Below are 22771 nucleotides of genomic sequence, written 5' to 3'. Positions count from 1 at the left end.
CTACGGCTAGCCACTAACCACTAACTACTAGAGAACACAGGGCAGCAGCAGATGCGATTCAGCGAGGCGTGGTTGCGGGAGTGGGTGAACCCACCGGTCGACACCCGGCAATTGGCCGACCAGCTCAGCATGGCGGGTCTCGAGGTCGACGCGGTCGAGCCTGCGGCCCCGGCCTTCAGCGGTGTGCGGATCGGCTGGGTGCAGTCCGTCGCACCCCATCCGGATGCCGAAAAGCTGCGGATCTGTCGGGTCGATCTCGGCGAGGACACGCTTCTCCAGATCATCTGCGGGGCCGCCAACGTCACCGAGGGCATGAAGGTCCCGGTCGCGACGGTCGGCGCCGTGCTGCCCGGCGACTTCAAGATCAAGAAGGCCAAGCTGCGAGGCGTGGAGTCCTTCGGCATGATCTGCTCGGCCAAAGAGTTGGGTCTTGCCGAGTCCTCCGAGGGCATCCTGCCGTTGCCGGCGGATGCACCTGTGGGCGAAGACATCCGTGCCTGGATGGCGCTCGACGACCACTGCATCGAGGTCGATCTGACCCCGGACCGCGGCGATTGTCTCAGCATCGCGGGACTCGCACGGGAGGTCGCCGTGATCAACCGTGCGCCGCTCGCGACGCCCGCGATCCAGCCGGTCGCGCCCCTGCACGACCAGTCCCTGCCGGTACAGCTCCAGGCGCCTGCCGCCTGCCCGCGCTATGTGTGCCGCGTGATCCGCACTATCGATCCGAGTGCGACCACGCCTTGGTGGATGCAGGAGCGCCTGCGCCGCGGCGGGATCCGCGCCATCAGCCCGGTGGTCGACGTGACCAACTATGTCCTGCTCGAGCTGGGCCAGCCGATGCACGGGTTCGATCTCGCCAAGCTCGACGGCGAGATCCGCGTGCGCATGGCGGTGGAGGGCGAGCGTATCGCCCTGCTCAACGGCGAGGACGCAACCTTGCGTGCGGACACCCTGGTGATTGCCGATGCCGGACGCGCCGTTGCGTTGGCCGGGATCATGGGTGGTTCTGAGACTGCCGTCGGTCCCGAGACCCGCGAGGTGCTGCTCGAAAGCGCCTTCTTCGCGCCGCTTGCCGTCAGCGGCAAGGCGCGTTCTTACGGCCTGCACACGGATTCGTCGCATCGATTCGAGCGCGGTGTCGACCCCCAACTCCAGATCCGCGCGATCGAGCGTGCGACCCGACTCTTGACCGCGATCGTCGGGGGCGAGCCGGGTCCGGTGGTCCAGGCGATCTCGGAGACCGATCTACCCAAGCCTCTGGCGTTGAGGCTGCGCCCCGCGCGCGTCGCTCAAGTGCTCGGACTCGCGCTGCCCGAGGAGACCATCCTCGACATCCTGAAGCGTCTGGGCATGCACACCGAGCCGACCGCCGAGGGATGGCTGGTCACGCCGCCGAGTGCCCGCTTCGACCTGGTTCAAGAGGTCGACCTGATCGCCGATATCGGTCGCATCTACGGTTACGATCGAATCCCGGTGAGTCACGCGAGCTCGGCATCGGTCACGCGATCGACCCCGGAAGCGGAATTCGACCTGGATCGCGCCCGTCTGGCACTGGTCGACCGCGGCTTCCACGAGGTCATCACCTACAGCTTCGTCAGCCCCGAGATGCAGGCGTTGGTCGATCCCGATCAAGAGGTGCTGCGCCTGGCGAATCCGCTGAGCGCCGAGCTCTCCACCATGCGCACGAGCCTCTGGCCCGGCTTGATCCAAACCGCGCGCTACAACCAGGCCCGGCAACAGGAGCGGGTGCGGATCTTCGAGTCCGGTCTACGCTTTCGCTTCGGCGCGGACGGTCTGACCCAAACGCAGGGTCTCGCGGGCCTCATCGTCGGGAGCCCGGATCCGGAGCAGTGGGGCCTGACGAGCCGCGCGGCGGACTTCTTCGATCTCAAGGCCGATGTCGAGGCACTGCTGGCACTGACCGGCGCACCGGGGCGCTTCAGCTTCGTTCCCGGCGCGCATGCGGCGCTGCACCCAGGCCAGACCGCGAGCGTGGAATGTGAGGGTCGATCCATCGGTCTGCTCGGAATGCTGCATCCCAGCCTGGCCGCACAGCTCGACATCACGGGCGATGCCTATCTGTTCGAGCTGGACATTGCACCCCTGAGCGCGGGTGCCCTGCCCGGGCATGCGTCCATCTCGCGCTTTCCGAGCATTCGCCGCGACATCGCGATCATCGTCGACGAGGCCGTCACGTATGCGTCGATTGCGGACTCGATTCGCGCCACGGAGACCGAGCTGCTGCGCGATTTGGTCCTGTTCGACCTCTACACCGGCAAAAACATTGAATCGGGCAGAAAAAGTCTCGCTCTTGGATTGATTTTACAGGCTTCTTCTCAGACACTTACAGATGGTGTCATCGAAGACACCGTGAGGCGGATCCTAGCCCGCCTCGCTTCGGATTTTGGCGCAAGATTGAGGGATTGACCCCATGGCATTGACCAAGGCCGATATGGCCGAGCACCTGTTCGATGAGCTTGGCCTGAACAAGCGTGAGGCCAAAGACATCGTCGAGATGTTCTTCGAGGAGATTCGCGCGGCGTTGGAGCGCGGCGAGCAGGTCAAGCTCTCCGGGTTCGGCAACTTCGATCTGCGCGAAAAGAAGGAACGTCCCGGCCGTAACCCCAAGACGGGAGAAGAGATCCCGATCACGGCGCGGCGCGTGGTGACCTTTCGTCCGGGGCAAAAGCTAAAACAGCGAGTGGAGGCCTATGCTGGAACCGACCGATAAGGGCGAGGACAACGGCCCCGGCGATCTTCCGCCGATCCCGGGAAAGCGATACTTCACCATCGGCGAGGTGAGCGAGCTCTGCGGGGTTAAGCCCCACGTGTTGCGGTATTGGGAGCAGGAATTCCCTCAGCTCAAACCGGTCAAGCGACGCGGCAACCGTCGTTACTATCAGCGCCACGACGTGCTGATGGTGCGCCAGATCCGCAACCTGCTCTACGAGCAGGGCTTCACGATCGGCGGTGCGCGCCTGCAGCTCAGCGGCGAGGGCGCCAAGAACGACCTGAGTCAGACCCACCAGATCCTGCGCCAGATGCGTGCAGAGCTCGAAGACGTCCTTCAGCTGCTGCGACGTTGACACTAGAAGGGCTTCAACCTACTATTGCCCGTCTTATCGGGGCGTAGCGCAGCCTGGTAGCGCACCTGAATGGGGTTCAGGTGGTCGGAGGTTCAAATCCTCTCGCCCCGACCAAATAAAACAACGGCTTAGGCGATTCACGCTTAGGCCGTTTTTCTTTGAGTCACCATAGAGTCACCGCGCGGATGGATTTCGCGGTTTTGGGGTCGCGCGGTCGGCCTGGGCGGAATCTCTTGGCCCATCCTCGACCCGATAACCTCGGTGCGTCACTGCGGAGGTTTGCCATGCGCCGCGGCAAACCCGAAAAGCCGACAGATCGTCGGCTTCGATTGGTGCCAAGGGGCGGAGACGCCCTTAACGTCGTTAGCCCCTCCCAAAGCCTGCCCCGACAGCCCGAGACGCGCGCGGATGCTCCAACTAGCTGAAAACATCTTCGGTAACGAACACCATCCATCCGCCCTCGACTTCCAGGATCTTGACCGCTCCAGGGTATGCCGCTCGCACCTCGGTGATGTCGTTGAAACGCTCTGCGCTTGCGAACCTCGTGCTCATGCTCCTTGCTCCTTGAGTGTGTGCCTGACGTGTCGGGTGATTGTGCGCCTCCATGGCCTCGACGGGGAGTAGGGGAAAGTCATCAATTGATGACTTGCTCCGCGACCGCAGCCCTCGCGCGCGATGCTTAGCTCATAGCGGTCGACCGGGACCGTGGCCTCTACATGCTTGCCGCGCGATCCGGTGAGCCTTCTCGACGCCCGGTGCGCTCGCCGACGAACAGTCGCCAGTCCGTGCGGCGGTGATCCAGCACGGCGGGGCCCTCGTGAAACTTCATCAATTGATGAGATTTCGCCTCGGGATGGCTCAGTGACGGGCGTTGCGGAATTCAATCAGTTTCCCGGGTCGGTTCGAGCCGCGATACCGCCCACCCTGCGACTTTTCAGCGTCGACCGCGATCTCCCTTGGCTGTGCGCTGCGATCGCACAAAGGCGTAATCGGGCCGCGCCAGTGCCTCCCGAGCTTTTCCCAGGTTATGGCGCGACTAGCGCGGGCTTCCGTCAGTGCGGTCGCTATCAGGAAAAATGACGTTTGTTCGATGTCATCCAGTTTGCGAGGTCGCCGGCCTTTTCCTCCGTTTGCAGGCGACGGGCTGCGTCCAGGGTCTTGGCGTATTCGGTGAACACGTTGATGAAGTCATACATGGAGGCGTCGCTTCTCCAGTGGGAATCGAAGACGGCGAGGGCCTCCTGTCCACCCAGGCAGCGGGGAATTTTCTCGATGCTGTCCGCTTTCTTCTGGATGGCGCGCTGCTCGGGGTCTTGAATGTAGGCGTAGTCACCGCTCGGGAACTTGGCCCGGCACTGCTCACGGCGCTCGGGGTCCGGGATGATGGCCAACAGATCCGTCAGTTCCCAGTGCGCCGCGAGCTTCCGGCTGTCGAAGGTGATCTCACCCAGGGTCTCGATCATCGTCTTCGCCGTCTGGATGCCGGACAGCACGCCGTTGGCCTTCTCATGTAGGCGCTGGCGGAATTTCTCGGGGTCACCTGAATGCACCAACCGGCCGCGGCCTCCGGCCACTTGAGCGATCAGGCCGTTGGCGCAGATCAGGCGGTGGATGAAGTAGGCCAGACGCACGGCGTGCCCGCCCGCCATGCTGTTGGAGAACTCGACGCCGATCTCGCTGACATCCTTGCCTTTCCCTCCTCGCCCCGTCACCGTGCCCACGACGTGTCTGGATTTGATGCGCATGAAGAGCCGGGTGTTGATGCTGTAGGCTTCCATGAACTCGAACGCGCCCGTGTCCGGGATCAAAGAAAGCTGGGGGTCGGACGAGAGGCAATTCAGCACGTCGTCGATGAACTGCTGGTTGCTGTAGCCGACAAAGCGCTCCGAGACGATGCCCAGGACCTGGTTGGACGCTTCATCGCAGACCAGCTCCAGGGTATCGAGCGGCTTGGTCGCGTTGCCGGTGAGCAGGACGTCGTTGAGGATGGCGCTTGCCAGCTCCGGCTCGCTCAGACGCTGGAGAAAGTAGGAGTTGGTTCCGACCAAGCGGCACAGTGCGTCGAATCCGTATTCGTTGAAGCCGAGCCCATGGGCGCCGTCACCGAGGGTGGCGTCATCCTGGAAGCGGGCGCCCCGTTCGAGATAACCGCGGAGCGGCAGGCGGTAGATGTGTTTCTGCTCCTCCCCGGCGAAGCCGATCACCGCATCGAGGTTCTCAAAGCGCTCCTGGTGGGCGTCCTGAACGATGAATGCCATGGGATTCTCCTTGCTGACAGAAATACGGTCGGTGAGAGAGGTCTTGAGCGGCGGTCAATCAAAGTTCGCCTTTGAAGGCGCGGTCGAGAATGGAGGGGAGCAAAGCGTCGAGTTCCGGCTGAGTATCGGCATAGGTCTGCCTGATGCCGGCAAGCCAGTTGCCCGTTTGCTTGATCTTTTGTTGCCAAGCCATCGGGGGCAACCAGATTTCATCAGCCAGAAAGAGGCTCTCTTTCAAGCGGATGCGCCGGTTGCCCGCGCCACCGCCAATTCCGGTCACTTTTCGCTTCAGGGCCTCCCAAACGGCTGGCGTCGAGAAGTAAGCCAACAGAAATTCCGGTAAGACGCGATCCGGTGCGCAAGAAAAGATCGGGAACTCATTGGAGACGTAGTGCTGATCGTACTGCCTGCCGATGATGGCAAAGGCCCCTTCGTAAGCGTTGAGCCGGCCGTAAATGAACTGCCCTTCACGCACGCGATACAGATTCGATGCCTTGATCTCTCCGCCGATCAACGGCGGTTTACTGAAGAGTCCCTTGGCGAAGCTGTAGATGCCGAAATGGGGGTATTCCTGTCCTGGCTCGACCTTCACGGGGTCAACAACCTGGGTGAGCACATCGCCCAGGGCGGTGCGCTTCCAGCCTTGCGCCTGCTTTTCGTCATCGCTGAGGTCGTTGCGGTGGGCCATCGCAACGAGCAGTGAATCCATGTCGGCCTGGATTGACTGCCGCAGTTGTTTGGTCTCGTCGATCCGGGATGCCAGTGATTTGATCTTCGTAACGATATCGCGTTGTTCGTCAAGGTGAGGAAGTCTGATCGTGATGTCGGCAAACTGGTCTTCCTTAAGACGAACCCGGTTGGTCGTTCCTTCGCTGACCTTCACGCATGCATCGACGAATCCCGGAGTCTTGCTTAACCAATATAAGAAACTGACGTCCAACCGGCTGTAATCCGGGCTGAAAACAGGAAAATCACTGGATACGACAGCGCCATCCAGTTCAGCGGGGATCAGACCGAATGCCCCATGCCTTGCATCGATTCGCGACAGGATAAACTGACCAGTGGAAACCTGAAGTCGCTTATCCGCCCCGATTTCCGAGCCTAATTTGACGCATCTTAGAGATACGCCCTGGCCCCAAAGCCTTACGGTTACCTCTTTGTATTCCGTTTCGGGGTCAATCGCGATCCATGAATCCGCTTTCTTGAGAATCTCGCCGAGACGCAGCGTTGACCAATCCATCGACGCTTGCTTAGGCATGCGCGATGCTCTCTTCTTCTGCCTTGATTGACAGTTCTGCCTGTAACGACTCCATGATCTCAATCACCCGCCGCTCCTTCTCCAGAATCTCCGCAATCAACGCCTCCGGCGACCGATGCTCCAGCGTCTCCAGGCTATGGGGATTCTTGATGTCGAGGTTGAACAGGGGCCAGTAGAGACCGTCACCGATGCCCTGCTCCCCCTTCTGCCGGGCACGCAGCACCGGGAGCCGGTGCTTCAAATCGCGGATCTCGCGCTCGGTCCGCTCCTGTTCCGCGCGCGCGTGCTCGGGCCGCTCCCGCCCGATGGCGAGCCGCTTCTCCAGATCCCGCAGTGTCCGCTCGGTCTCCAGCGCATCCTGCCGCGCCCGCTCGGCGGCGTCCCAATGGGGCTGGGCCTGCTCACGGGCCGAAGCCAGATTGTCGCCGAATGGGAGTTTCCACGCCTGGGTGTTCTCTTCACGCTGGGGCCACCAGGCCAGACAGGGCTCGAACTCGGCATAGTCCATGGGCTTGGTCTTGCTGTACTTCTTGCGGCCCTCCGGCGGGGGGATCTGGTAGAACCAGATGTCCCGGGTCGGTCCCGAGCGGTCGAAGAAGAGCAGATTGGCGGGGATATCGGTATAGGGCGAGAAGACGCCCTCGGGCAGTCGCACGATGGTGTGCAGGTTGAAGCCCTTGACCAGCGCCTCCTTGATCCGCGCCGCGATGCCGTCGGCGAAGAGGGTGCCGTTGGGGACGACCACGGCGGCGCGTCCACCGTTCTCCGCCCCCTGTCCCGGCCGCCTCAGTTTGCGCATGATGAGTTGGAGGAAGAGCAGCGCGGTTTCGGCGGTTTGCATGTCCTGCGGGAAGCCGCCGAGGATGCCCCTCTCTTCCTCGCCGCCGAAGGGCGGATTGGTGAGGATGACATCCACGCGGTCGCGGTCGCCGATTTCGTTCAGCTTCACGTCCAGGCCGTTGCCGGGGTCAATCCGGGGGTATTCGAGCCCGTGCAGCAGCAGGTTCATCTGGACCAGCAGATAGGGCAAGGGCTTGGCCTCGCCGCCCCGGAGCGCGCTGTTCTGAAGGATGGCGCGATCCTCGACGCTGTGGCATTGCGGCTCCAGGTGGCGCATGGCCTCGGCAAGAAAGCCGCCGGTGCCGCAGGCCGGGTCGAGGATGGTCTCGCCCAGACGGGGATCGGTCACCTCCACCATGAAACGCACCACCGGTCGCGGGGTGTAGAACTCGCCCGAGTCGCCCGCCGCGTCGCGCATCTCGCGCAGCATGGTCTCGTAGAGACGGCTCAGGGTGTGCATCTCGTCGGAGGCGTTGAAGTGGATGCCGTTGACCTTGTTGATGACATCGCGCAGCAGATAGCCGTTCTGCATGCGGTTCTGCAAGCCCTTGAAGACGGTGGCGATCACGTCGCGGCGGTCACCGCCGTTCACCCCCTGAAGGTTGCGCAGATAGGTGAAGAGGCCAGGCCCTTCGCGACCGTCCGGCAGGACGGCGCGCTCCTGGTTGATGAAGGCGATCAGCTCGTCGCCGGTGATGCCGCCTTCATCCGCTGCCCAGTCGCGCCAGCGGTAGGGCGGGACGATGGCCGGCTGGAATACCTTGCCCCGCAGGACCGCGTCGGTCTCGCGCCGCTGCTCCAGGTCGTCGAGAAACTTGAGGAACATGATCCAGGTGAGGATGGGCAGGCGGTCCAGCTCACCCGAGAGCCCCTTGTCCTTGCGCATGATCTGACGGGCGGATTTGACGATGCCGCCGAGTTGCGCGGCGGTGGTCATGGGTTGGCTGGCGGTGTTCTGTCTGGGCATGGGGGCTCGTCTGGGTCAGGCGCGGGGTGCGGCGGGATCGAAGTGGTGCCGGATCTTGGCGCGGAAGTGTTTGCCGAAGAGGCGGTGGTTATTGGATTCGCGGCGCAGGCGCCCGGCGATGATGTCTGGCGCGATGCGCAGGCGCTCGGCGAGCGCCTCCACGGCCCGGCTGTCGGCGGGTTTCGACGGCAAGTCGTCGGGCGGAATGAGGGCGTCGCCGGCCATGGCGTCGGCAGCGCATTCCCGGCGATCGGAGTCTTCGGCGTCCAGGTCGTCAATGAACCAAGTGCAGTCCCCGTCGAGATGGAGGGCGACGTGGGCCAGCTCATGCATCAGGGTAAACCAGAAGTTGTCGAGCCGGTCGTGGCGCAGGGTGAGCGCGATCACCGGGTTGCCATCGCCATCCTTGCAGGCCGCCCCATCAAGGTAGGTGTGCGGCAGGTGGGGCTCGATGATCAGGTGGATGCCATGGCGGTTCAGGAATTCTCGGGCGATTGCCGGGCCTTGGTCGGACCAGGACTCTTGCGCCAGCCGCGCCATGAAAGCGGCGTCCACCGTTCCGGCTTTGTAGGCGGCGGGTAGCGGATTGACCCGCGCCTTCTGGAGGATGCGGACCTGCCAGACACTGAGAGCGTGCGGATCGAGCGCCTTGTCGTTGGAACGCAGATGGCCGCTGGTTCTGAGTAGCGCCGGGCGGGTGGCGTAGTCACCGGGCACGCTGTCGAAGAAGCGGGCCAAGTGTTCGGTGGCGTACTCCTTGAGTTCCTGCAAGGAGCCGGAGAATCCCTCGAAGTATCCGCGCTTGCGCATCTCCGCCAGTGGGTAGGCCCGCCAGTCGAGATCGCTGTCATTGGCGGCACGCTGTGCGGGCTCGCGGATGAGAACATCCGCCGAAATGCCGAGCCCCTCGTTGAGCCGGCGGATCATGTTGAGACTGAGGGGCCGTTTACGGTTGAGGATTTCGGATACCTTGGACTTGGAGCCGATGTAGGGCACGAGATCCTGGTTTTGGAGCCCCATCTGGTCCATGCGGAAACGAATCGCCTCGATGGGGTCGGGTGGCGCGATGGGGTAGCGCTCCTGCTCGTAGTGCTCGATGAGCAGGGCCAGCAGATCGATCTCTTCTGCTTCAGGGGTATCGGGCGTGGGGTCCAGGTCCATGAGATGGGTCAGACGCTCCAGCGCCTGGCGGTGCGCCTGGTCGGTCTTGATGATTCTTGGCTGGTTCATCGTGTGTCCCCGCTCAGAAGCGTTGCTTATCGTACTCGGCATGGGTTCCGACCCACTCGATCACCACCAAGCCTTGCTGGTAGCGCACCTTCACGACGAGGCGATAGTGATTGCCCTTGATGTTGAAGATGACCCGGTTGTCGGCCAGGAAGTCCGCGCTGCGGTGCCTGTTCCGGATGTCTTGCGGGGTGGACCAGGTGCTGCGCGAGACCTCGTCGAACCATGCCTCCAGTGCCGCCTGTGAGTTGGTGCGCCGCTCCCAGAAGGAGACGAGCTTGTCTCGGCCTACGACCATCATTGTAGGTTAACGGTTCCCAAATTGGGAATAAGAGATATTGATCCCAGATGGGCGTCGCGGGTTCTTTGGCCAGTCCGCGGCATGCTCAATGCCGATACAGCAAGGCTTGCATCCGATCGACGGCCTGTTTCATCTGGAGGGCGCCACCGAACAGGCCGGCGATCTCCATGGCGTTGCCATAGGCGGAGATGGGCTGAACTCCCAGGGCATCGGGGATGTTGAACTGGCTCGGGCCGAAATCGCTGTACTTGTCGAGCAAGGCGGCGAGGATGTGGCGCGCCCCGGGGCCGTACTGGTCGAAGATGTCCGGGTGTTCCTTGCGCAGGTGGTCGGCGCGCTCCTTGCGGGTCCGCAAGGGCGTCTCGAAGGCGAGATGACAGAGTAGGTCGAGCGGGTCGGCGTCGGGCCGCCCCGTGACGGCCGTCAACTCCGTGAAGGTGATCCCGCGCTCTTCCAACGCCAGGATGATTTCCTCCCGCTGCACCGGATCGGCCCAGCGGTCCTGCAACTCATCGGCCGAGGTGAAGAGGGTGCGTACCTTGTCGGCGGTGTAGTCGGTGAACTGCACCACCCGCAGTTGGTTGCCCTCGGCATCCAGCTCATAAACGATGTGGGCGATGATCTCGATCTGTCCGCCATCCACGTAGAACTTCCGAGGCGGAGGTGGAGGTGGAGGTGGAGGTGGAGGTGGAGGGGGCGGGGGCTCCGGTTCGTAATCTTCCGGCTCCTCGGCCTGCATGTCGGCGCCCGTCACATCGATGAGCGTCTCTTCCGCGATCTCGATCCCGTTCCCATCGATGGTGATCTCCTCTTCGAGATCGGGAAAGCCGTCGAAGTCGGGATCGGCGAAGTTCCGGGTCGCCGAGCCAGTGTAATCGAGGATGTTGAACCAGGTCTTGCCGTAGTCCTCGCGCATCCGGGTGCCGCGCCCGATGATCTGTTTGAATTCGGTCATGGAATTGACCACTCGGGCCAGGACGACGTTCTTGCAGGTGGGCACATCCACACCCGTGGTCAGCAACTGGGAGGTGGTCAGGATGACCGGACTGGTGGTTTCAAGCTCCTGAAAGCGGCTCAAGTGGCCCTTGCCGATCTTGCCCTCCTCCGAGGTGACGCGGGCCACATAATCCGGATACCTCTGCGCCAGATCGGCGTTGAGGTTGTTCAGGGCGCGGCGCATCGCGTCGGCGTGCTCCTGATCGACGCAAAAGACGATGGTCTTGGCGAAGCGGTCGGTGCGCCGCATGAAGTCGGTGAGATGGCGGGCGATCGCCTCCGTGCGCGCGCGCAGGGCGATGATCCGCTCGAAGTCCTTGGTCTGGTATTCCTCGTCGGGGATCGCGCGACCGTAACGGTCGACGTCGCCCTTGCTTGGGCGCCAACCCGTGGCATCCGCCTGGGTTACGACCCGATGCACCCGATAAGGGGCCAGGAAACCATCCTGGATACCCTGACGCAGACTGTAGGTGTAGAGCGGATTGCCGAAATACTCGTAGGTGTCGCGATTGTCCTCGCGCAGGGGGGTGGCCGTCATGCCGAGTTGATAGGCAGGCTTGAAGTAGTCGAGGATCTCGCGCCAGTTGCTGTCGTCGCGAGCGCTGCCCCGATGACACTCGTCGACGATAACCAGGTCGAAGAAATCCCGCGGATAGTCGCGGTACAGACCGGGTCGGCGCGTATCCCTGGCGATGGCCTGGTAGATGGCGAAATAGATCTCGCGGCTCTTGACCGCCTCGCCCTCGATCTTGTGGCGGGCATCGCCGAAGGGGGCAAAGGTCTTGTCCTTGGGATCGTCGATCAGAACGTTGCGATCGGCGAGAAAGAGAATGCGGGGCTTGCGATGCGCGCCCTCCCGATTCCAGCGCGCGTTCCAGAGCTTCCAGCAGATTTGGAAGGACACCACTGTCTTACCAGTACCCGTCGCCATGGTGAGCAGGATGCGCCGCACGCCTTGCAGGATTGCCTGCACGGTCCGGTTGATGGCGATCTCCTGGTAGTAGCGCGGGGTGTAGCCGGCGACATGGTGATAAGGAGTCAAGAGCTTGTCCGCGAGACGCGCTTCGATCCCAAGTCCAGCCTGCAACCTGGCGAACAACTCGGCCGGTGTCGGGAAGGCCGAAAGCTCGGACTCGCGTCCGGTCAAGAAATCGAATTCGATGATCCAGTGGCCGTTGGTGGCATACGCGAACTTGAGGCCGAGGATTTCGGCATAGTCCTTCGCTTGCTGCAAACCGGTGCCCGGCGGATCGGATTCCGGTTTGGCCTCAACCACCGCGATCAGGAAGTCACGGGTATAGCGGAGCAGATAGTCCGCCCGCTTTCGATCCAAACGACGGGCCACATCCCCCCGGATCTCGACTCGTCCGAAAGTGAAGGTCTGCTGTTCGGTTATTGAGTGGGGATCTTGCTCCCATCCCGCCTCCCGGAGTCTAGGGGTCACATAGACCCGGCAGGTGTCCGCCTCGTTCAATGCCATCCTTTACCCCCACGGATTCATTCCTCAGCAGCCGACCCTGGCCCGCTACTGACCTACCGATAAAGCTGAGGTAGGCCGCCTCCAAAGATCTCGACGACCCTACTGACTGTCGCGTGGATGCACCCGAAACGATCTAGCGAGTCGTGTGGTCCACGCGGTTTTCCGTCATCGGATCTGATCATAGACCTTGTCGATTTGGGCTTGATTGTGCTTGACCAGGACTTCTCGGGTTTCTGATTCCGTCGGTCGCCGGACGGAACCTCGCGACTCTGTTAAGCCCCCTGAAAAGTCCAGATAGACCCGGTCGGTCGAAGTAAGTCATCCCGCATGGCCCGTTGCCGCCGACAACAAGAGGCCCTCGACGACACCATCCAACGTGGCTGCAGTAACGAGCTGCTCCGGATCATAGAGCATCCGAACACCGTTTCGGAATAAGCCTGCAGCCCTGGTTGCAAACTTAAAGCAGTTGTGAGCACCGGATGCGTCGTTGATGACTGCATCACCGAATGGGCGATTCCGTTCTCCTGCGTAGAGCGCAGAAAACGTGCATTGTGCCACCGATCACCTCCCGAAACGTACCACAGACGCCTACGGCATCCGGCGAAGGCCAGAGGCTCCCGGCCGTGCGGCTTGGAGGCGCGTCTGCAAGGCATCTCCCGAGCCCGCCCGTTGATTGATCCGGTTCGGAGTCCAGTGCCCGCAGAAGGCGCACACGGCTTTCGCAGAGGCATCCTCGGCCGGTTGCTCGGGCTCTGGGCCGTAAGGTCGCAGGACCGAACCGCGCGGACGGCGCTATAGGGCTGCTGGGCGCTCCGGCAGCGATTCTCGACCCGGTTGCCCGCATCGGCCACGGCCCAGATGCAGCAGCGCGGCTTTGATGCCGACGATCCCCTCATGTGCGAGGCGATCAGGAGTCATCCCGAACCCGGTAGTGACCCTCGGCCGCCGATTGGGCGCAGCAGGCACCCGCCCGCTGTACACGCTCCCTAGGCTCGGTCAATTCATCGGCGTTAGCTATCGGGCGCGGACTCTGCTACTAAATTTTTTCAGTAGGTTACACAGTTCTCGCTTAAGGTATGCCCGATAGGCTGAGACGATGCGACAAAGTGTGTCGGGTGACTTGAGCTGAGCCGTTGCGGGTGCTGTGCCGGTCGGTGTGGTCTTTAGGTCGGTGGGGGGTTGCGTGGAGGGTGCGGACGTGAATGATGTAGATCGGGTAATCCCCGCGAGCGGCACCTCATCGCCGCTGCCAGGTCTGTGGAGCGCAATCCCGTCCGTGCGCGGCTCTGTGCAGGGCCGGAGGACTGGCCGTGGTCGAGCGCCCGGGCCCATCAGGGTGGAGCGGACGATGAGCTCGTCAGCGTGCGTCCGCTGTTGGAGCTGATCTCAGACTGGGATCGCTTCATCGGCGAGCCTGACGCCCCGGACATCGCCGACGTACTAAACGCGCATGCCGGCACCGGCCGCCCGCTCGGTCCGGATTCCTTTGTCGAAGATCCGGAGCAACGCCTCCGGCGTCCGCTCAAGCGAAAAAGCCCGGGCCGAAGGCAGCGCGACGGGAGTCTCATACCCGGGACCTCTTGGAGCTGCTGGAACGGGATTAAACCGCGTCCAGAGCGACATGCGTCATTTTCATTTTGCGTTTAGCTTCGGAGATGTCCTCGATCTCGGTGAGACGCGGTTTAAAATTTGATATTTTTTAATACTTTAAACCGCGCCGGCTCCAGCGGTTCTGAAATCCGCCGGGGCCGATCCCATCCAAAAACATCGCATACCGCACTGGGCGCGGTTTAGGTAAACTGTCCTTGGAATTAGTCATCTCGGTCTGGTGACCGAGCAGCGTGAATTCAGGATGCTGGTGCGGCATGGACCAGAGGCGCTGATTCTGCGCCGTTACGACCATTCAACCGCTGATCGTCTCAACCGTTACCGGGCCGACCGGGAGGGCCAAGCCGGCGAGCTGCTCGAGTCGCGCGACAATTTCGATCCGCATGACGATCCACCGGATAATCCCTGGTACCCCGCGGTCAGGGACAGCGTGCAGGGTCGATGGGGCATGACGGTCAGTCTGGGGAAGGGACAGACTCAGCCCGAGCTGGTCAGCCATTTTTCACTGCCATTCCACGACGATTCGGGGGTCCTGCAGGGTGTGCTGACCGCCGGCATGACCCTGAGCGAGATCGGCGACTTCCTGCGGGGTCTCGAGATCAGCGCCAAGGGTCAGGCCTTCCTCATCGACCGCGAGGGGTTGCTGATCGCCACCTCCAGCGGCGAGACCCCCTTCGACGGACGCCCCCTGCCCGACCATGCCCTGAACGTCGCCGTCGGGGACCGCCGTCTAGCGGCCATCGACAGCGCCGATCCGGTTACCGCCGAGACCGCCCGACGGCTGTTTGTCGAGGTGCCGGGCTTGGCCCGCTTGGATGAGTCCCGGGGCTTTGCCTTGACCTTCCAGGGTCAGCGCTATCTGGTCAACGTCGCCCCCCTGTTCGCGGAATGGCCCCATCCGGACTGGCTCATCCTGGTCGTGGCGCCGCTGCAGGACTCGACCGCCCTGATCGGGGCGCATGTCCACGAGCCACTCTTGCTGACGCTGTTGACCTTGGGGATCGCCATCCTGCTGGGCTTGGTCGCGGCGGAATGGATCAGCCGGCCCCTCCGGGAATTGAACGCGGCGACCCTGCGGCTGGCCGAAGGCGACTTCAGCCAGCCGCTGCCTGCCGCGCCCATCCGGGAGTTGCGCGAGCTGGGCGAGACCTTCAATGCCACGAGCCTGTGCCTGCGCGACACCTTCACCAATTTGCAGGCCAGCAACCAGAGCCTGCGCGCGGCCGAGCAGGCTCTGGCCGGGGAAAATCGTCGCTTGGAGGAGCGGGTCGCCGCCGGCACCGCCGAGTTGGAAGCGGCTCGGACCCGGCTCGAGGAGGCATTGGCTCAGCGGACCGAGTCCGAGGCGAAATTCCGTGGCATGTTCGAGCAATCCCCACTGGGCGTCGCCCTGTTCGACCCGGCCGTCGGCCGGATGCTGGAGGTGAATGACCGTCTGCTCGAGCTCATCGGCCGCACTCGCGAAGAGCTGCTCGGCATCGGATGGACCGGTATCACCCATCCCGACGATCTGCCGCGGGAACAAGAATGCGTCACCCGGCTGTATGCGGGCGAGATTGATGGCTTCGAGCTGGAGAAGCGTTATCTGCGGCCGGACGGCACTCCGCTGTCGGCCAAACTGACGGTGGGGTCGGTGGCCGTGGTCGGCAATGAGCACTCGCTTCATCTCTGCCTGGTCGAGGACATCAGCGCCCGCAAGGCCGCCGAGGCCCGGGTGCTGGCGAGCGAACGCCAGCTCCGCCGCATCCTCGACAACATGCCCATCGCCATCGCCGTCAGCACCCTGGGCCGCCCGGCCCGGATCACCTACAACAATGTTCAATTTGTGCTCACCTGCGGTTATACCTCGGAGGAGATTCCCACCGTCGAAGATTGGGCACGGCGTGCCTATCCCGATGCCGCCTATCGCCAAACCTCGCTGGACTGGTGGTACGCTGCGGTGGAGACGGCGGTTGCCGGCAGGGGGCAGGTCGAGTCCGGAGAGTTCCGGATCGCACACAAGGACGGCACCCGCCGAGACGTGATCATCAGCGCCACCGTCCTCGATGATCTCTTGTTGGTCTCCTTCGTTGATATCTCCACGCGCAAGCAGGCCGAGGCCCGTTTGGCCGAGAGCGAGGCACGCTTCCGCCTGGCCTTCGACAATGCCAACACCGGCATGTGCCTGGTCGACCTCCAGGGCCGGCTGCTGCAGGCCAACGCCAAGATGAGCGCCATCTTCGGCTATCGTCGCGAGGAGCTGGAGGGCATGAGCGTCAACGATCTGACACTACCGGAAGACCGGACGGCGAGCCCGAGGTTCATGGACCAGGCCGTCCATGGCGTCGGCGACAGCGCCACCTTCGAAAAACGCTACCGCCATCGTCAAGGCCATGTCATCTACGGCCAAGTGGCCTCGTCGCTGGTCCGGGATGCCCGGGGCCAGCCGCGCTATTTCATTTCGCAGGTGCAGGACATCACCCAACGCAGACAAGCCGAGGCGGCACTGGCGCAGTCGATGGCGGACTTAGAGACAGCCAATAAGGAGCTGAACCGGCTCGCCACCACGGATATGCTGACCGGCATCCGGAATCGTCGCTACTTCGAGCAGACCGTCGCCAACGAGATCGCCCGGGCCGCCCGTTACGACGAACCCGTCAGTCTGTTGATCTTCGACATCGATCACTTCAAGAGGATCAACGATACCCATGGTCACCTGGTCGGCGACCAGGTCTTGGTCGAGCTGACGCGCCTGGTTGGCGACCATCTGCGCGCGTCCGACCTGCTGGCCCGCTGGGGCGGGGAGGAATTCGTCATCCTCATCCCTCAATGCGGGCTGAACGAGGCGCGGCAACTGGCTGAAAAGCTGCGCCTGCTGATCGCCGGCGAGACCTTTTCCGGGGTCGGGTGCATCACCTCGAGCTTCGGCGTGGCGGACTATCGCCCGCCCGAGACCGCGGATGCTTGGCTGGACCGCGCCGATCAGGCGCTATACGACGCCAAGGGCGCCGGGCGCAATCGGGTCTTTCCCGCGTCGTGACAAGACTCCCCGAGGTGCCGAGATATCCCGAGCGGGGTCTCTCCGATTGCCCGAATCTCAGACCTGACGTCCTCCTGGTCCACGGCGCGGCGTCATACCGATCTGTCGTTGTCTCGCGGGAACGAAAGGACCGAGGAGAGGAGGCGCCCCGGCCTGTCCCCGAGGTACCCATCGACAAACAGCGATGCTAAGGACGCCTATCATTGATTTGCCCGACCGCCAACACGGCGTTAACCTAATGTATCGCTGACCATGCGAGCACACCGATCGTAAGTGTGCTCGGTCGTCTATCAGCCGGACGCGCCGTCATGATGGAACGCCTGCATCCTGTTTTGCCCTTCCTGCGCTGGTTCCCCATGACTCGGGAGGGCCTGCGCCACGACATCATTGCCGGAATCACGGTCGCGTTGGTGTTGCTGCCGCAGGGCATGGCCTACGCCCAGTTGGCGGGCTTGCCTGTCGTGTACGGGCTTTACGCCTCCTTTATCCCTGTCATCATCGCCTCGATGTGGGGCTCGTCGAGCCAACTGCACACCGGCCCGGTAGCCATGCTCTCGCTAATGTCCGCGGCGGCGATCATTCCCTTCGCGTCGCCGGGAAGCGCGAGCTTCATCGAGCTCTCGATCATGCTGGCCTTGATGGTCGGAGTGCTGCGTCTCGCACTCGGTCTGTTCAAGCTCGGGGCCATCGTCAACCTGCTGTCGAGCCCCGTGGTCGTGGGCTTCACCAATGCTGCGGCGCTGATCATCGGACTGTCGCAGCTCAGCAAGATCATCGGCGTGCCTTTTCCGCGCTCGGACTTTTATCTCGCGGATCTTTGGCGCGTCGTACAGCAGATCGGCGAGACGCACTGGCCGACGCTGGTGTTCGCGCTTGCAGCTTATCTGCTGATGGATGCGCTCAAACGGGTCTCTCCCCGCCTCCCCGGCGTCTTGATCGCCGTGCTCGCAACGACCGTCTGGTCGGCACTGATCGGCTTCGAGCACAAGTCGACCGTCGGGGTCGAGCAGATCCAGGACGTGCCGACGGCGGAGACCATCGAGGCTTACAGCCAGACCGAGATGCGCATTAAAGCCCTCACCGCGTTGATCGCGGAGCGCAGCCGCGAGGTCGCCCGACTCGAGCAAGTCGGCGGGATGGAGGCCATCAAGCGCGCCGCGGAGTTGTCGGCGTCGGTCCGTCTCTTCCAGTACGAGCTGGATCAGTCGCGCTCGCAGAACAACGCGCGCCGTATCGACCTGCACGCGATCCGCTTGGAAGGCTCGCCGATCCCGGACGGGCCGATGCTCCTCTTCGCCAAAGACCAAGTCCCCGAGGGACTGGCGCATGACGGTCGGATCTGGCATTTCGTGGAGACCCGCGACGGTAAGGTGACGCTCTCCTCGGGCGGGGCCGTGGTCGGGGACATTCCCGCGGGGCTGCCGCAGTTTGCCGTGCCCGAGGTGCACTGGGATCTAATCCTGGCGCTGCTTCCGGCGGCGATCGTGATGGCCCTGATCGGCTTCATGGAGGCGACCTCGATCTCCAAGGCCATCGCCACCACGACAGGCGAGCGGATCAACGCCGGCAAAGAGCTCGTCGGGCAAGGTCTGGCGAACATCGTCGGTAGCTTCTTCGGCTCCTACACGGTGAGCGGATCCTTCTCGCGGTCCGCCGTTGCGGCCAAGACGGGCGCCAAGACCGGCCTCTTCGCCGTCATCAGCGCGCTGGCGGTGATGGTCGTCCTGCTCTTCTTTACGTCCTACCTCTACAGTCTTCCGCAGTCGGTGCTGGCGGTCATCGTGATGATGGCCGTCTTCGGGCTGATCCGGGTCGCGCCGCTGGTTCACGCCTGGAAGGTCGATCGCGGCGGCGCGATCGTCGGCATCGTGACCTTCCTGGCGACCCTCGCGATGGCCCCGGCAATCGCCAACGGCATCCTCCTCGGCATCGTCCTGACGGTGCTGCTCTATCTGATCAAGAGCATGCGTCCGCGCGCCGAGATCGTCGCGCGCAAACCCGACGGAACGCTTGGCGGCATCAAGGCGCACAATCTCGCGCCGGTCAGCGAGACGGTCGTGCCGGTCCGCTTCGACGGCTCGCTGACCTTCTCGACCGTCGCGTATTTCGAGGACATCGTGCTGGAGGCCATCGCCGATTTCCCGAAGACCAGGGTGATTCTGATCATCGGTAGCGGAATCAACGAGATCGACGCATCAGGCGAGGAAAAGGTCAACGAAGTTGCGAAACAGCTGCGGGACGCCGGCATCGGGCTCTATTTCAGCGGGTTGAAGCATCAGGTGATGTCCGTCCTCGAGAAAACCGGAATCGTCGAGGAGCTCGGACGCGATCACTTCTTCCCGAACAAGGAGCATGCGCTGAAGGTCTTGCTCGAGCGCTATGAGGACGCCTCCGAACCGCAAAGCAAGTGACGGCCGGTGTACGCGACTTTTCGGGGCTCAACACCTTCAAAGCCGGCTCCAACCGTTACCCTCACACCTCGCCTGACCTCGTGCCTGCGCATCGCGGAAGTGTTGCCGGATGCCCAGCAAAGCTCGACACCGGGCTTGTGGTCAGCGATTGCCCGGGCATGATCACCCGCGAGTGCATCATGCAGGTTCTGATCCTTGGCCAACGGGCTGAATGCCTGTCGGTCGCATGTCGCTGCAACGCGCCGGATCCGTGAGAGGGGCGTGGGGCGCCCGTACGGCCAGCATCAGGGCGGCCGCGGCCAGACAGATGACGCCTCCGACCATAAAGGCCGTGTGGTACTCGCCGAGCTGGAACAACCGGGTCGCCAGTGCGTCGGTCGCGTCGAGCACCTGATAGTCGATGCCGCCCGCGTCGTGCATCAAGGAGGCGGCCAGGTGGGGTCCGAGCAGGCCGCCGGCGCCGTAGGCGGTGAACAACAGGCCGTAATTGACGCCGATGTTGCGGGTTCCGAAGTAGTCGGCGGCCACCGCGGGATAGAGGGCGAGATAGCCGCCAAAGCACAGGGCGATCAGCGACACGCCCAGAAGATAGAGGGGATACGCCCGCATCCAGTCAAGTCCGAGCAGGAGCAGGCCGCAAAGGATGAACATGAGCATCAGCGTGCGCTCTCGTCCGAAGGTGTCGGACACCCGTCCCCAGAGGATGCGCCCGCCGGCGTTGAAGATGGCCAACACCGCTACCGCCATGGCCGCAGCCGAGGAAACGGCGACGAAGTGCTCGTGGGGCACCGGGATCTCGGCCACCGTCGCCAGGCTGAAACTCTGCCAGATGGGTGCGGCCTTCATGATGATCATGAGCCCGGCCGTGCTGCCGGCCAGGTAGGTGACCCACAAGACCCAGAACACCGGGGTGCGCAGCATCTGCCGCGGCGTGAATTCGGCATGCACCGTGCCCGCTGCGGGCGCCGGGGGCGTCCATCCGGGCGGACAGTATCCGGCCGGCGGGTTGCGCAGCAGCTGCGCGCCGAGCACCACCGTGACCAGAAAGATGCAACCGAGGACGGTGAAGGTGCCGAAGATCCCGGCCCGGGGGAGCGGAAAGAGTCCGATCCCGAAGAGCTGGTAGGAACCACCCGTGATCAGGGCCCGCGCCAGCGGCGCGAAGAAAAAGGCGCCGGCCCCGAAGCCCGCCACCGCCAGGCCGGTGATCAGGCCGCGCCGGTCCGGGAACCACTTCACGCAGGTCGCGATGGGGCACACGTAGGCCATGCCGATGCCGATGCCGCCGAGCACCGCGTAGGTGCCCACCAGCCAGAAGAGGGCCTCCTCCTCGGAGAAGTTGCCCGTCAGCCCCGCGAGGATCAGCCCCGTTCCCAACACGACGCCGCCGATGGTACCGACGCCCCGCGGGCCGAGCCGGTCCTGTATCTGGCCGCCGAAGATCACGGCCAGGGCGAAGGTCGCGATGACGATTTGGGCCGGCAGGGTCACCTGCGCCTCCGACCAGCCGGGGAAGACGCCCAGCAGGGGGGTCTGGAACACGCTCCAGATGTACACGGCGCCGAGGCTCACCTGGACAATCAGGGCCCCGGCGACCACCAGCCAGCGGTTGAATGTGCGCGCGTCTCTCATGGGTCGGACAGGGTCTCTGTAGAGGATGGGTGGGGCTGCGCTTCGGGCGGCGGCTCGCCGACGAACCAATGTGACGGCAGGATCGATTCGAGCACCGGCTAACCGTGGCGGGTGACGAAGAGGTCGCCGGACTGCTTGCCCCTCAGCTGGAGATAGTCGACCCCGAACACGCGGCGGCGCAGGGCCGCCGGCGCCCGGTCGAAGGAGCGCTGGTGCGGGTGGTGGAATCGGTGCTCGAATCGTTCCAATGGGCGCTCTCTCCTTCTCGATGGAGGGGTAGCACAGGGCCATGTCGTCCGTCACCGGGCGCATCGCGCACCGCGAGGGCCATGAGCTCGGCGGTGGTATCTGCCACCGTGACGCGCGGCGCCGCAGCGAGCAGCTCCGCCGCAGCAGGCGGCAAGGCGAGATCAAGCAATGAACGCGAGGGCGTGGTCATGGTGGATAGGACTCCGATCGGCGGCTGTCACGGGGGTCGGAACAAAACGGAGGGTCGGGCGGCGCCACAACGGACGGGCTCGAGGGCGTCGCAGGTGCCGCTGAACGCGCAGCCGCTGGCCGGGGGCCGTACTCGTGCCGGCGGGCGCGAAAAGAACCTCGTCGAGTCCCTCGGCCGGTAGGTTCCCCGCGATGATAGCCGGGGCGCGCCGGCCGACGAGCAGAGAAGCGATGGAAAAAACTCCGATAACACATCGGATAATCAGAGCTATTGGTGCGCTGGACGCGGCGCCGGCGGATCTCGACCCGGTCGACGAGCCCGGCGAGCCGTGCGCATTCGCGCATCATGGGGGGCATGTCGACCCCGATGGCCCGACTCTCCGGGCCCATGCGGCGCGCCGCGAATCAGAAAATCAAATGCCGTATGTTCCTTGAAGGGTGGAACTTCGTGCTAGTGGAGCGCGTTGGCCGGCCACCTTTCCATGTGCCTTCGCATCACGTCCTTGACCGCATCCGGTACGTTTTGGAAGGCCGCTTGCCGCATGCCGTCGGCAAGGAAGCCCGGCATGTCGTAAGGCAGCCGGCGGCTCATTTTGTCGAACGTTCGCTCCATGAGCTCCGGGTCGAGCGATCGGGTTGCGGCGATGCCGGCGTTGAGATTGATGACGCGCCAAGGACGCCAGGCGTCACCACGGTCCTCGTCCAGCTGCAACCTCATCGATGCAGCCTCGATGACCTCCTCCATGAGGCCGCACAAGGATCGGAGGTCATCGGTCACGCTCGTGGCGTTCACGATCATGCCGAAGCCATCGGCGGTGCCCTCCAAGTTATCGATGGTCGCGCCGCGGCGAGCCACCCAAACCCCCATCGAGGCAAACATGCGCGCAATCGTGTCTCTCCTGTCCATGATCTCGACTTTCCGTACCAGGAAGGCGAGACGGTCAAGCAAATCCAGCCCGTAGGCGCAGAATTCCTGCAGGTGCTCCTGATCCAGGTGCGCCCCTCCACTTTCCAAGGCCCCGGCGACCGGGAAGAAGTCCGCCAAGGCCCGCGCGAGGTCTATGGGGCCGGATTGGTCTTCCATGATCGCCCGGGCTTCCTCGCTCCTGGCGAGCACCGCCTGCGTGACGTCCAACGCGAGGTCGGAGATAACATCGTTCTCGATCACAAGGGGTTTCATCGACAAGAGGAATCACCTGCTGGTTAGAATGGACCAAAATGCAGTGTCTGCAGCCCGTTAGAGTGCG

At 63.5% G+C, this 22771-nt stretch carries 15 protein-coding genes and 1 tRNA gene; 6 read left to right on the top strand and 10 right to left on the bottom strand.

From position 1 onward, the window contains the following. Positions 1–51 precede the first annotated feature (51 nt). From pheT to KFB96_RS08355, 4 genes are all read left to right on the top strand, one after another. Entirely contained in the window at positions 52–2430 is a 2379-nt protein-coding gene (gene pheT, locus KFB96_RS08370; RefSeq protein ID WP_213462383.1) for a phenylalanine--tRNA ligase subunit beta, read from the top strand. A 4-nt stretch (positions 2431–2434) separates the two neighbouring features. Then, positions 2435–2734 (top strand): integration host factor subunit alpha, encoded by a 300-nt coding sequence (gene ihfA, locus KFB96_RS08365; protein WP_007194180.1) that lies wholly within the window; start codon positions 2435–2437, stop codon positions 2732–2734. Then, positions 2715–3089, top strand: a complete 375-nt coding sequence (locus tag KFB96_RS08360; protein ID WP_007194179.1) for a MerR family transcriptional regulator — start codon at positions 2715–2717, stop codon at positions 3087–3089. Before ihfA ends, KFB96_RS08360 begins: the two co-directional genes overlap by 20 nt. A 37-nt stretch (positions 3090–3126) precedes the next feature. Beyond that, positions 3127–3203 (top strand) — tRNA-Pro (locus tag KFB96_RS08355). A gap of 303 nt (positions 3204–3506) precedes the next feature. On the opposite strand, the gene KFB96_RS26575 is transcribed toward KFB96_RS08355, so the two are convergent. The 7 genes from KFB96_RS26575 to hsdR all read right to left on the bottom strand — a co-directional run bounded on the left by KFB96_RS26575 (position 3507) and on the right by hsdR (position 12416). Continuing rightward, positions 3507–3641, bottom strand: a complete 135-nt coding sequence (locus tag KFB96_RS26575) for a hypothetical protein (protein ID WP_300971402.1) — start codon at positions 3639–3641, stop codon at positions 3507–3509. Between the two features lie 515 nt (positions 3642–4156). Beyond that, positions 4157–5347: a DUF932 domain-containing protein gene (locus KFB96_RS08350; protein ID WP_213462385.1), complete on the bottom strand. Its 1191-nt coding sequence runs from the start codon at positions 5345–5347 to the stop codon at positions 4157–4159. 58 nt (positions 5348–5405) lie between these two features. Then, on the bottom strand, positions 5406–6605 hold the full coding sequence (locus tag KFB96_RS08345) for a restriction endonuclease subunit S (protein ID WP_213462387.1): 1200 nt from the start codon (positions 6603–6605) through the stop codon (positions 5406–5408). Then, on the bottom strand, positions 6598–8412 hold the full coding sequence (locus tag KFB96_RS08340; protein ID WP_300971400.1) for a class I SAM-dependent DNA methyltransferase: 1815 nt from the start codon (positions 8410–8412) through the stop codon (positions 6598–6600). Before KFB96_RS08340 ends, KFB96_RS08345 begins: the two co-directional genes overlap by 8 nt. Positions 8413–8427: 15 nt before the next feature. Continuing rightward, positions 8428–9684: an ImmA/IrrE family metallo-endopeptidase gene (locus KFB96_RS08335; protein ID WP_300971399.1), complete on the bottom strand. Its 1257-nt coding sequence runs from the start codon at positions 9682–9684 to the stop codon at positions 8428–8430. Next, positions 9656–9940 (bottom strand): type II toxin-antitoxin system HigB family toxin, encoded by a 285-nt coding sequence (locus KFB96_RS08330; RefSeq protein WP_213462389.1) that lies wholly within the window; start codon positions 9938–9940, stop codon positions 9656–9658. The genes KFB96_RS08335 and KFB96_RS08330 overlap by 29 nt, the downstream gene beginning before the upstream one ends. Positions 9941–10025: 85 nt before the next feature. Then, positions 10026–12416, bottom strand: coding sequence for an EcoAI/FtnUII family type I restriction enzme subunit R (hsdR, locus tag KFB96_RS08325; protein ID WP_213462390.1), 2391 nt, complete (start codon positions 12414–12416; stop codon positions 10026–10028). A gap of 1858 nt (positions 12417–14274) precedes the next feature. Here hsdR and KFB96_RS08320 point away from each other — a divergent pair. Together KFB96_RS08320 and KFB96_RS08315 are read left to right on the top strand one after the other, a co-directional pair. Continuing rightward, complete coding sequence (locus KFB96_RS08320; RefSeq protein WP_213462391.1) at positions 14275–17043, top strand: PAS domain S-box protein; 2769 nt, start codon at positions 14275–14277, stop codon at positions 17041–17043. A 308-nt stretch (positions 17044–17351) separates the two neighbouring features. Continuing rightward, a complete protein-coding gene (locus KFB96_RS08315) occupies positions 17352–19454 on the top strand; it encodes a SulP family inorganic anion transporter (protein WP_213462392.1) in 2103 nt (700 codons plus the stop codon). Between the two features lie 177 nt (positions 19455–19631). On the opposite strand, the gene KFB96_RS08310 is transcribed toward KFB96_RS08315, so the two are convergent. The 3 genes from KFB96_RS08310 to KFB96_RS08300 form a co-directional block, all read right to left on the bottom strand. Next, on the bottom strand, positions 19632–21086 hold the full coding sequence (locus KFB96_RS08310) for an OFA family MFS transporter (RefSeq protein ID WP_213462393.1): 1455 nt from the start codon (positions 21084–21086) through the stop codon (positions 19632–19634). Between the two features lie 98 nt (positions 21087–21184). Next, entirely contained in the window at positions 21185–21334 is a 150-nt protein-coding gene (locus KFB96_RS08305) for a hypothetical protein (protein WP_213462394.1), read from the bottom strand. Between the two features lie 641 nt (positions 21335–21975). Then, positions 21976–22704: a hypothetical protein gene (locus KFB96_RS08300; RefSeq protein ID WP_213462396.1), complete on the bottom strand. Its 729-nt coding sequence runs from the start codon at positions 22702–22704 to the stop codon at positions 21976–21978. Between the last annotated feature and the right edge of the window lie 67 nt (positions 22705–22771).

It is taken from the genome of Thiocapsa sp., from assembly GCF_018399035.1.
Lineage (GTDB): Bacteria > Pseudomonadota > Gammaproteobacteria > Chromatiales > Chromatiaceae > Thiocapsa.
Note: the sequence above shows the minus strand (reverse complement) of the source record. Positions and strands in the feature narration are given on the sequence as shown.

What these genes read in the sequence shown, in the direction of transcription:
- pheT (WP_213462383.1), top strand. Translation starts at nt 52, where the DNA reads ATGCGATTCAGCGAGGCGTGGTTGCGGGAGTGGGTGAACCCACCGGTC.
- ihfA (WP_007194180.1), top strand. Translation starts at nt 2,435, where the DNA reads ATGGCATTGACCAAGGCCGATATGGCCGAGCACCTGTTCGATGAGCTT.
- KFB96_RS08360 (WP_007194179.1), top strand. Translation starts at nt 2,715, where the DNA reads ATGCTGGAACCGACCGATAAGGGCGAGGACAACGGCCCCGGCGATCTT.
- KFB96_RS26575 (WP_300971402.1), bottom strand. Translation starts at nt 3,641, where the DNA reads ATGAGCACGAGGTTCGCAAGCGCAGAGCGTTTCAACGACATCACCGAG.
- KFB96_RS08350 (WP_213462385.1), bottom strand. Translation starts at nt 5,347, where the DNA reads ATGGCATTCATCGTTCAGGACGCCCACCAGGAGCGCTTTGAGAACCTC.
- KFB96_RS08345 (WP_213462387.1), bottom strand. Translation starts at nt 6,605, where the DNA reads ATGCCTAAGCAAGCGTCGATGGATTGGTCAACGCTGCGTCTCGGCGAG.
- KFB96_RS08340 (WP_300971400.1), bottom strand. Translation starts at nt 8,412, where the DNA reads ATGCCCAGACAGAACACCGCCAGCCAACCCATGACCACCGCCGCGCAA.
- KFB96_RS08335 (WP_300971399.1), bottom strand. Translation starts at nt 9,684, where the DNA reads ATGCCGAGTACGATAAGCAACGCTTCTGAGCGGGGACACACGATGAAC.
- KFB96_RS08330 (WP_213462389.1), bottom strand. Translation starts at nt 9,940, where the DNA reads ATGATGGTCGTAGGCCGAGACAAGCTCGTCTCCTTCTGGGAGCGGCGC.
- hsdR (WP_213462390.1), bottom strand. Translation starts at nt 12,416, where the DNA reads ATGGCATTGAACGAGGCGGACACCTGCCGGGTCTATGTGACCCCTAGA.
- KFB96_RS08315 (WP_213462392.1), top strand. Translation starts at nt 17,352, where the DNA reads ATGATGGAACGCCTGCATCCTGTTTTGCCCTTCCTGCGCTGGTTCCCC.
- KFB96_RS08310 (WP_213462393.1), bottom strand. Translation starts at nt 21,086, where the DNA reads ATGAGAGACGCGCGCACATTCAACCGCTGGCTGGTGGTCGCCGGGGCC.
- KFB96_RS08300 (WP_213462396.1), bottom strand. Translation starts at nt 22,704, where the DNA reads ATGAAACCCCTTGTGATCGAGAACGATGTTATCTCCGACCTCGCGTTG.